The 7,846-nt window shown below is 73.7% G+C and carries 8 protein-coding genes; 7 read left to right on the top strand and 1 reads right to left on the bottom strand.

Annotated features, from left to right (window positions below; all coding sequences use genetic code 11):
* Positions 1–574: 574 nt before the first annotated feature.
* The 6 genes from HW445_RS12390 to HW445_RS12365 all read left to right on the top strand — a co-directional run bounded on the left by HW445_RS12390 (position 575) and on the right by HW445_RS12365 (position 5,440).
* Entirely contained in the window at positions 575–781 is a 207-nt protein-coding gene (locus HW445_RS12390) for a DUF4287 domain-containing protein (RefSeq protein WP_180221079.1), read from the top strand.
* Positions 782–902: 121 nt separating this feature from the next.
* Positions 903–1,817, top strand: a complete 915-nt coding sequence (locus HW445_RS12385; RefSeq protein ID WP_180221078.1) for a virginiamycin B lyase — start codon at positions 903–905, stop codon at positions 1,815–1,817.
* A gap of 105 nt (positions 1,818–1,922) precedes the next feature.
* Positions 1,923–2,411 carry a DUF1772 domain-containing protein gene (locus HW445_RS12380; protein ID WP_257231028.1) on the top strand — a complete coding sequence of 163 codons (489 nt, stop codon included), beginning with the start codon at positions 1,923–1,925 and terminating at the stop codon, positions 2,409–2,411.
* A gap of 311 nt (positions 2,412–2,722) precedes the next feature.
* A complete protein-coding gene (gene gdhA / locus HW445_RS12375; RefSeq protein WP_151770622.1) occupies positions 2,723–4,060 on the top strand; it encodes an NADP-specific glutamate dehydrogenase in 1,338 nt (445 codons plus the stop codon).
* Between the two features lie 214 nt (positions 4,061–4,274).
* Complete coding sequence (locus HW445_RS12370; RefSeq protein WP_180221076.1) at positions 4,275–5,135, top strand: TIGR02452 family protein; 861 nt, start codon at positions 4,275–4,277, stop codon at positions 5,133–5,135.
* On the top strand, positions 5,132–5,440 hold the full coding sequence (locus HW445_RS12365; RefSeq protein ID WP_180221075.1) for a hypothetical protein: 309 nt from the start codon (positions 5,132–5,134) through the stop codon (positions 5,438–5,440). The genes HW445_RS12370 and HW445_RS12365 overlap by 4 nt, the downstream gene beginning before the upstream one ends.
* A 109-nt stretch (positions 5,441–5,549) precedes the next feature.
* On the opposite strand, the gene HW445_RS12360 is transcribed toward HW445_RS12365, so the two are convergent.
* Positions 5,550–5,903: a hypothetical protein gene (locus tag HW445_RS12360; RefSeq protein WP_180221074.1), complete on the bottom strand. Its 354-nt coding sequence runs from the start codon at positions 5,901–5,903 to the stop codon at positions 5,550–5,552.
* Between the two features lie 265 nt (positions 5,904–6,168).
* Between HW445_RS12360 and HW445_RS12355 the strand changes: the two genes are divergently transcribed.
* Positions 6,169–7,846: ATP-binding protein (locus HW445_RS12355; protein WP_180221073.1), on the top strand; the 1,678-nt coding region annotated here is incomplete at its 3' end.

Below are 7,846 nucleotides of genomic sequence, written 5' to 3'. Positions count from 1 at the left end.
CGCCCTGCGGCTGCCACGCGGGGGCGGGCACGCTCGGCGGCGGCGGCGGCGGCGGTCCGAGCAGGGGTGTCAGACTGCGGTGTATGCGTTCGGCCTCACCCCGTACCTGGACGGGGATGTCGCCGCGCTCGGCGACCAGGCGGTTGTAGATGGGCGTTTCCTGGAACACGGGTCTGCTTTCGTGGACGGCCTGGGGCCGGGAGCCGGGCATGTGGTGGTGGCCGAGTCGGTTCACCGGCTCGGCCTGACGTCCCGCGCACCTCACGCAGGGCGCCGTCCTGGGGGGTGGGACCAGCCTAGGCCGTAGCCGATCTTATGGGGGCGGGATCGAGCCGATGCGACCGCCCGGGCCGGGCGGCCCGGCTGTGACCAGGCTCACCTTCACGCCGTGGGCGAGATCACGGTCGCGGCGGCACGGGCGTTTTCGCCCCGGTGTGCGCGCGGACGCCCGTACAGGTGCGGCGAGTTCGCTCTGTGCATCCGTCAGCTGACGGCCGATGAGTTTTCCCGGCGCCCCCGGTCCTTACCGGTGAACGCCTGAGGAAGCAGGCACGCGACGACAGGAGACACCCCCATGACCGCACCGGTGAAGGGCCCCGCCAGCTACTTCCCCTCCATCGAGAAGAAGTACGGCCGCCCGATAGCGGAGTGGAAGGACCTGATCCGCACGTCGCCGCTGACCCGGCACATGGAGCTGGTCGCCTGGCTGAAGGACGAGCACGGCCTCGGACACGGCCACGCCAACGCCCTCGTGGCGCACACCCTGGCCGAGAAGGGGTGACGTGAGGCCGGGGCGCCGGACGTGCGAGGGGCCGCCCGGAGGGGAAAACGGTTGCGTGCGGACCGGAGCGGAAGGCAAGGTGCGCCCGTACCGTCCGACCCGTCCTGCCCCGGGAGCCGCCGTGCATCCGTCCGACCCCACCGCCGCGGCCGGACCGGGCGCCCCGGACGTCCGGGAGTTCGCCGTCGCCGCCCGGGACGCGGGCCCCTACGGCATCACCCACGGCCCCGACGGCGCCCTGTGGTTCACGTTGGTGCACAGCGGTCACGTCGGCCGTCTCGGCCCCGACGGCGAGGTCACGGAGTACTCGCTGGGAGCGCAGTGCGCGCCCATGGCCATCACCCCGGGCCCGGACGGCGCCCTCTGGTTCACCCGCAACCGGGACCACCGGATCGGGCGCGTCACGGTCGACGGCACGACGAGTTCCTTCCCCGTGCCCACCCCGACCGGCGCACCCTACGGCATCGCCGCCGGCCCCGACGGCGCGCTGTGGTGCACCTTGATGAACTCGGACCGCATCGGCCGGATCACCACCGACGGCGTGATCACCGAGTTCCCGATCCCCGTCCGGGGCGGATTCCCCGGCGCGATCGCGGCCGGTCCCGACGGGGCCCTGTGGTTCACCCTCAACCAGGCCGACGCCATCGGCCGGATCACCGTCGACGGAACCGTCACCCTCCACCCGCTGCCCACGCCCGGCGCGGCGCCGGTGGGGATCACGGGTGACGGGACGGCACTGTGGTTCGCCGAGATCGGGGCGGGGCGCATCGGCCGCATCACGCCCGACGGGGAGATCGAGGAGTTCGCGCTGCCCGACCCCGCCTGCCGCCCGCACGCGGTGGCCGCCACCCCGGCGGGGGAGTGCTGGTTCACCGAGTGGGCGGGCAACCGCATCGGCCGCGTCACCGCGGACGGTGAGGTCCGCGAGTACGACCTGCCCACGCCCTCCGCCGAGCCGCACGGCATCAGCGTGGGGCCGAACGGCGAGGTCTGGGCCGCGCTGGAGACCGGGGCGCTGGCGCGGCTGCGGCCGTAGGAGCGGTCCGCCCGCCGCCACCCGCCCGCCGCCCGGGCGGGCGCCGGGCGACACATGTCGGAAAAGCATCCGCAGGGCCAGGGGGAACGAAGCGTGGAAACCACCATGTCGCTCGTACTGATCGCCGCGACCGTCACCACCGGCCTGGTCGCCGGCCTGTTCTACGGCTTCTCCATCGCCGTGATGCCGGGACTGGCGCGCGCCGACGACCGGACACTGGTGACGGTGATGCGCCGGATCAACGCCGCCATCCTCAACGGGTGGTTCCTGCTCGGATACGTCGGAACGATCCTGCTCGACGCACTGGCCCTCGTCCTCTTCGCCCTGCGGCCCGGGTCCCGCGCCGCCCTCGCCGCGATCGCCGTGTCGACCGCGCTCTACCTGGCCGCGGTGGTCCTCACCGCCCGCGTCAACATCCCGCTCAACAACGCCCTGGAGGCAGCGGGACAGGCGCGGGGGTCAACCGAACCCGCCCTCGCGCGGCGGGCGTTCGAGCGCCCCTGGGTCCGCGCCAACCACGCGCGCACGCTCCTGTGCGCGGCGGCCCTGGCCGCGCACTGCTGGGCCCTGGTGGCACACGGCGTAGCGGGGTGAGCGCCCGATGGCGGAGCGAAACCACCCGTGGTGACCTGGAGTGGAGCCGGAAACGACGGTGCGCGTGACGCGCGTCACCCACAGTGACCGCTGAGCGGTGGGTGATGTCCGCCATGTGGATACGACCAACGGGTCATGGGTGAGGACTGGGAGAATGGAGAAGCAACAACGGTTCTGCGCGTCGCACGAGTGAGACATCCCCGGCTCTCGGGAGGTGTCCCGGCGGCGTCCTCAAGGGCGAGGGGAACCTCTGGCGCCCCCGGGACGGGGCGCACGACATCATTCCGACCACGGAAGGTCACGGGCTGCACATGCGCGTCATCGAGTCGCTGTACGCGGAGATTCTCCGTCGCAACCAGGGCGAGAACGAGTTCCATCAGGCCGTGCGCGAGGTTCTGGACACCCTCGGCCCGGTGCTCGAGCGGCGGCCCGAGCTGGTCGAGGCCCGCATCATCGAGCGGATGGCCGAGCCCGAGCGGCAGCTCATCTTCCGCGTGCCGTGGTCCGACGACGCCGGCGACATCCATGTGAACCGCGGCTTCCGCGTCGAGTTCAGCAGCGTGCTCGGCCCGTACAAGGGCGGCCTGCGCTTCCACCCGTCCGTGAACCTCGGCATCGTGAAGTTCCTCGGCTTCGAGCAGATCTTCAAGAACGCCCTCACCGGCATGCCCATCGGCGGCGGCAAGGGCGGCTCGGACTTCGACCCGAAGGGCCGCTCCGACGCCGAGATCATGCGGTTCTGCCAGTCCTTCATGACCGAGCTCCACCGCCACCTCGGTGAGTACACCGACGTGCCCGCCGGTGACATCGGTGTCGGCGGCCGCGAGATCGGCTACCTGTTCGGCCAGTACAAGCGCATCACCAACCGCTACGAGTCCGGCGTCCTCACCGGCAAGGGCCTGGGCTGGGGCGGCGCCCAGGCGCGGACCGAGGCGACCGGCTACGGCTGCGTCCTGTTCACCCAGGAGATGCTCCGCAGCCGCGGCGGTTCCCTCGCCGGGCAGCGCGTCGCCGTCTCCGGTTCCGGCAACGTCGCGATCTACGCGATCGAGAAGGCGCACCAGCTCGGCGCGACCGTGGTCACCTGCTCCGACTCCGGCGGCTACGTCGTCGACGAGAAGGGCATCGACCTCGACCTCCTCAAGGAGATCAAGGAGGTCCGCCGCGGCCGCGTCTCGGAGTACGCCGAGGCCCGCGGCGACAGCGCCACCTACGTCCCGGGCGCCGGCCTGTGGAGCGTCCCGGTGGACGTCGCCCTGCCCTGCGCCACCCAGAACGAGCTGCACGAGGCCGACGCCGTCGCCCTGGTCCGCAACGGCGTGAAGGCGGTCGCCGAGGGCGCCAACATGCCCACCACGCCCGAGGCGGTCCGCGTCTTCCAGGAGGCCGGCGTCGCCTTCGGGCCCGGCAAGGCGGCCAACGCCGGCGGCGTGGCCACCAGCGCGCTGGAGATGCAGCAGAACGCCTCGCGTGACTCGTGGACCTTCGCCCACACCGAGGAGCGGCTGGCGGAGATCATGCGCCACATCCACGACTCCTGCTACACCACCGCCGAGCGCTACGGCAGCCCCGGCAACTACGTGGTCGGCGCCAACATCGCCGGCTTCGAGCTGGTCGCCGACGCGATGCTCGCGCAGGGTCTCATCTGACGCGCCGGCCGCCCGGCCGGAGCAACGGAAGGCCCGGTGCCCGCATCCCCGCACGGGGAGCGCGGGCGCCGGGCCTTCCGGCGTGCGGGCCGGTGGCCGCCCGCGTACCGGCGGGCCACCGGGAAAAGCGGTGGGAGGCCGGGGCCGGCCGCGGCTACTGTGCCCATCCCGGGGGCGGGGACCGTTCCGCCCGGAAGGAGGGACGGCACATCCGATGAGTGCCCGGTTGCGGGGGATCGCCCGCGCGAACGAGGAGATCGTGGCGGCGGGGTCGTACCGCGCCGGCGACGGCCGCACGGTCGACATCGCGGAAGCGGTGCGCGCCGCCCGCGAGGGGACCCGGACCGCCGGACCCGATCCGGTGCCCGTACCGGCCGCGGCGGCGGTCAGGACCCACGTCGAGGTCACCGCCGAGAGCAGTCTGGAGGCCGCGCACCGCCTCGCCCGGAGCGGGGACGACCCGGTCGCCGTGCTCAACTTCGCCTCGGCCCGCAACCCCGGGGGCGGTTACCTCAACGGGGCGCAGGCCCAGGAGGAGGCGCTGTGCCGCGGCTCGGCCCTCTACACGTGCCTGCTGCGGGCTCCCGAGTACTACGGGCACCACCGTGCCGACCGCAGTCCGTTCTACTCGGACCGGGTGATCCACTCCCCGGCCGTCCCGGTCTTCCGCGACGACCGCGGCCGGCTGCTCGACGAGCCGTACCGGGCGGGCTTCCTCACGGCCGCCGCACCCAACGCCGGAGTGATCGCCCGCACCGCCCCCGACCGGGTCGGCGAGATCCCCGGGGCGCTCGCCTCCCGGGCCGAGCGGGTGCTGGAGACGGCGGCGGCCCACGGCTACCGGCGGCTGGTGCTCGGCGCCTGGGGCTGCGGCGTCTTCATGAACGACCCGGCCCAGGTCGCCGACGCCTTCCGCGCCCTGCTGGCACCCGGCGCACGGTTCGAGGGGCGGTTCGCCCACGTCGTGTTCGGCGTGCTCGACCGCACCCGGGACGCCGCCACCCGCACCGCCTTCGAGGAGGTCCTCCGTGGCCTCACCGGTGGCCTCACCGGGCAGGGAAGGGTCACCGTATGAGCGACGACCGGTACCGCGACCACGCCCTCGACGTCAGCGCCCTGGCGATCAACGTGACCGTGCCCGAGGAACTGCGCTGGACGGACACCCGGCGCGGCCAGGAGTTCACCCTGTCCACGCTGAACATCCGCCTCCTGCCGGACGGCACACTCGCGGCGAAGGCCTACGGCCGGCCGACGGAGGGCGGCCGCGGCACGTACGTCTCGTTCCCCGTGCCGGGCGACCGTCCCGGACTCACCGAGCTGATCGCGGCGGCCGCCACCCGCGCCGGAGCCCTCTGGGCGGACCACCGCGGTTTCGGCTGACCGGCCCGGGGGAGGGGCGGCCGGGACGCCTGCGCCGGCCGCCCGGGGGGTTCGGCCGGCCGCCCGTGGGCGGGTCAACCGCCCGAGGGTTCGGTCCGCCGTCCGAGGGTCAGCTGCCGAAGCGCACGCTGGCGAAGGTGAAGCCCTTCGGCGCCCGCTGCCCGGGAGCCAGGCGCTTGGACGCGCCCTTGCACTTCTTGCCCGCGTAGACGGTCGCCGTGGAGGAGGTGCGGTTGTTGGCGGCGCGGCCCTTCTCGGCCATGGCGAGGCACTGGCCACCGGGCGGGTTCTCCACGAAGTAGGGCCTGCTCTTCGCGCCGATCCAGTGGAACTCACCCTTCGCGGCGGCAACGGCCGGGGCGGTGACGGACGCGGCGGACGCGGTGGACGACAGGCCCGTGGTGAGGGCCAGCCCGCAGAGCAGGGCGATTCCGGAACGGCGCAGATGTGTAAGTGATCGCATGCCGGGTGGAACGATCACGGCCGCCATCGGTCACGCCCGGGTGGGCCGTCCGGGGCGTGACCTCCGGCGGCGGACGGTCGATCACTCGCGGGCAGTGCGTCGACGAACGCGTCGCCGCCGACGGCCGGCCACGGGTCCGGCAGCACGTCCCTCGGACACCGGACGAGGAGCCAGAGGAGAACCTGCTTCCGCGGGGCAGGGACCGGGGCAACCGATGACGCCCGCCGGGCGTCGTACCCAGCGGCCGAACGAGGGAGGAAGGCACATGCCGAGACCGCAACGGCGACCGTCGCGCGGGGAGTTGATCGCGACGCGCGCGCTGGACCGGTTCGTGGGCCGACGCGAGCAGGTGGCGATGTTCGCCCGCAACCTCGCGAAGGACCCCCTGTCGCCGACGGATCCGGCGGCGTACCTCTTCCACGTGCGCGGTGTGGGTGGTGTCGGCAAGTCGACACTGCTGCGGCAGTGGAGGGAGGCGGCCCGGCAGGCGGGCGCCGTCACCGCCGTGGTGGACGAGAACGACGTGCACGGCGTGCTGTCGGCGATGGTCGCGCTGTCCCGCCAACTCGCGGCGCAGACCCGGCCGTTGAAGTCGTTCGACCGGGCGGTCGAGCAGTGCCGCCGGGAGCGGGAGGCGGCCGCGCGGCCGACCGACCTCGACGGGGCGGCCGACGACGGCCCTTCGGTGACCAGCCGCGCGATCTCCCGTGCCGTGGTCGGCGGCACCACCGCCCTGCTGCCGGGCGGCGGGGCCATCGCCACGATGGTCGACCCGGACGCGGTGGCCGAGGGCATGGACCATGCCTTCGACCGGGTGCGCAACCGCAGGGCACGGGGGCGCGGCACCGAACGCGACACGGTCAGCCGGGAGTTCGTCGCCACGCTGGACGAACTCTGCGCGGAGCACCCGTGGGTGGTGCTCTTCCTGGACACCTGGGAGCAGACCGGCCGTCACCTCGACGCGTGGCTGCGGGCGATGCTCTGCGACGGGTTCGGGCCCCTGCCCGTCAACGTCATGATCGTCCTCGCGGGCCGCGACGACCTGACACGGGAGTGGGGCGGGCTCATGGCGGCCCAGGGGCGGGACGTGCCCCTGGAGGCGTTCACCGAGCAGGAGACCCGCGAACTGCTCGCCCGGCGAGGGGTCACCGAACCGGGAACCGTCGAGGCGGTGGCGCGGCTGTCCATGGGGCTGCCGCTGCTGGCCGACATCCTCGCCCTGGCCCGGCCGGAGAGCGCGGCCGCGGTCGACGCGGACGGGGACTCCGTGGACACCGCCGTCGAACGGTTCGTGCGGTGGATCGCCGATCCGCTGCGCCGGGAGGTGGTCCTCACCTGCGCGCTGGCGCCCCGGCTCAACGCGGACGTCTTCGCCGCCGTGGTGCCCGAAGAGGGGCGCGGGCTGTGGGAATGGCTGTGCGGACAGCCGTTCGTGAGCGGCAGCGGCGACTTCAAGCGGTACCACGCCGTCGTGCGCGCCGGGATGGTGCGGCGCGAGCGTGCCCGGTCCCCGAGGGGCTGGACGGCGGTCCATCTGCGGCTCGCCGACGCGCACGCCGCCTGGGCCGCCGATATCGAACGGAACCTCCCCGACGACGGGCACCGGCAGGACGCCCGGTGGCGCTGTCACCGGCTGGACGAGATGTACCACCGGCTCTGCGCCCACCCCGGTGGCGCGCTGGCCGAGGCCCTGACGGAGGCCGTGGACGCCGGCGAGGACGGTCCGGAGACGCTGCGGGAGTGGAGCGACGCCTTCACCCAGGCGGCGCTGGACACGCACGACGAGACCCTGGGCGTCTGGGCCGGCCGGCTGCGCGAGGCGACCGCGACGGGGGAGGACCCGGTGTCCGCCGTGCTGGGCGTGCTGCTCACGCACCGCACGCTCACTCCGGCGGCACAGGTGCGGGCGCACCTCGTCCGCGGCGGCCACCTGGAGCTGGCCG

This window comes from Streptomyces sp. UH6 (assembly GCF_013421635.1).
Lineage (GTDB): Bacteria > Actinomycetota > Actinomycetes > Streptomycetales > Streptomycetaceae > Streptomyces > Streptomyces abyssomicinicus.
The sequence above is the reverse complement of the archived record's forward strand: the minus strand, read 5'-3'. Positions and strand labels throughout refer to the sequence as shown.

Bases quoted from the DNA above. Each gene is read 5' to 3' on its own strand.
- HW445_RS12380 (WP_257231028.1), top strand. From the start codon at position 1,923: ATGTCGCTCGTACTGATCGCCGCGACCGTCACCACCGGCCTGGTCGCC.
- gdhA (WP_151770622.1), top strand. From the start codon at position 2,723: ATGCGCGTCATCGAGTCGCTGTACGCGGAGATTCTCCGTCGCAACCAG.
- HW445_RS12360 (WP_180221074.1), bottom strand. From the start codon at position 5,903: ATGCGATCACTTACACATCTGCGCCGTTCCGGAATCGCCCTGCTCTGC.
- HW445_RS12390 (WP_180221079.1), top strand. From the start codon at position 575: ATGACCGCACCGGTGAAGGGCCCCGCCAGCTACTTCCCCTCCATCGAG.
- HW445_RS12365 (WP_180221075.1), top strand. From the start codon at position 5,132: ATGAGCGACGACCGGTACCGCGACCACGCCCTCGACGTCAGCGCCCTG.
- HW445_RS12370 (WP_180221076.1), top strand. From the start codon at position 4,275: ATGAGTGCCCGGTTGCGGGGGATCGCCCGCGCGAACGAGGAGATCGTG.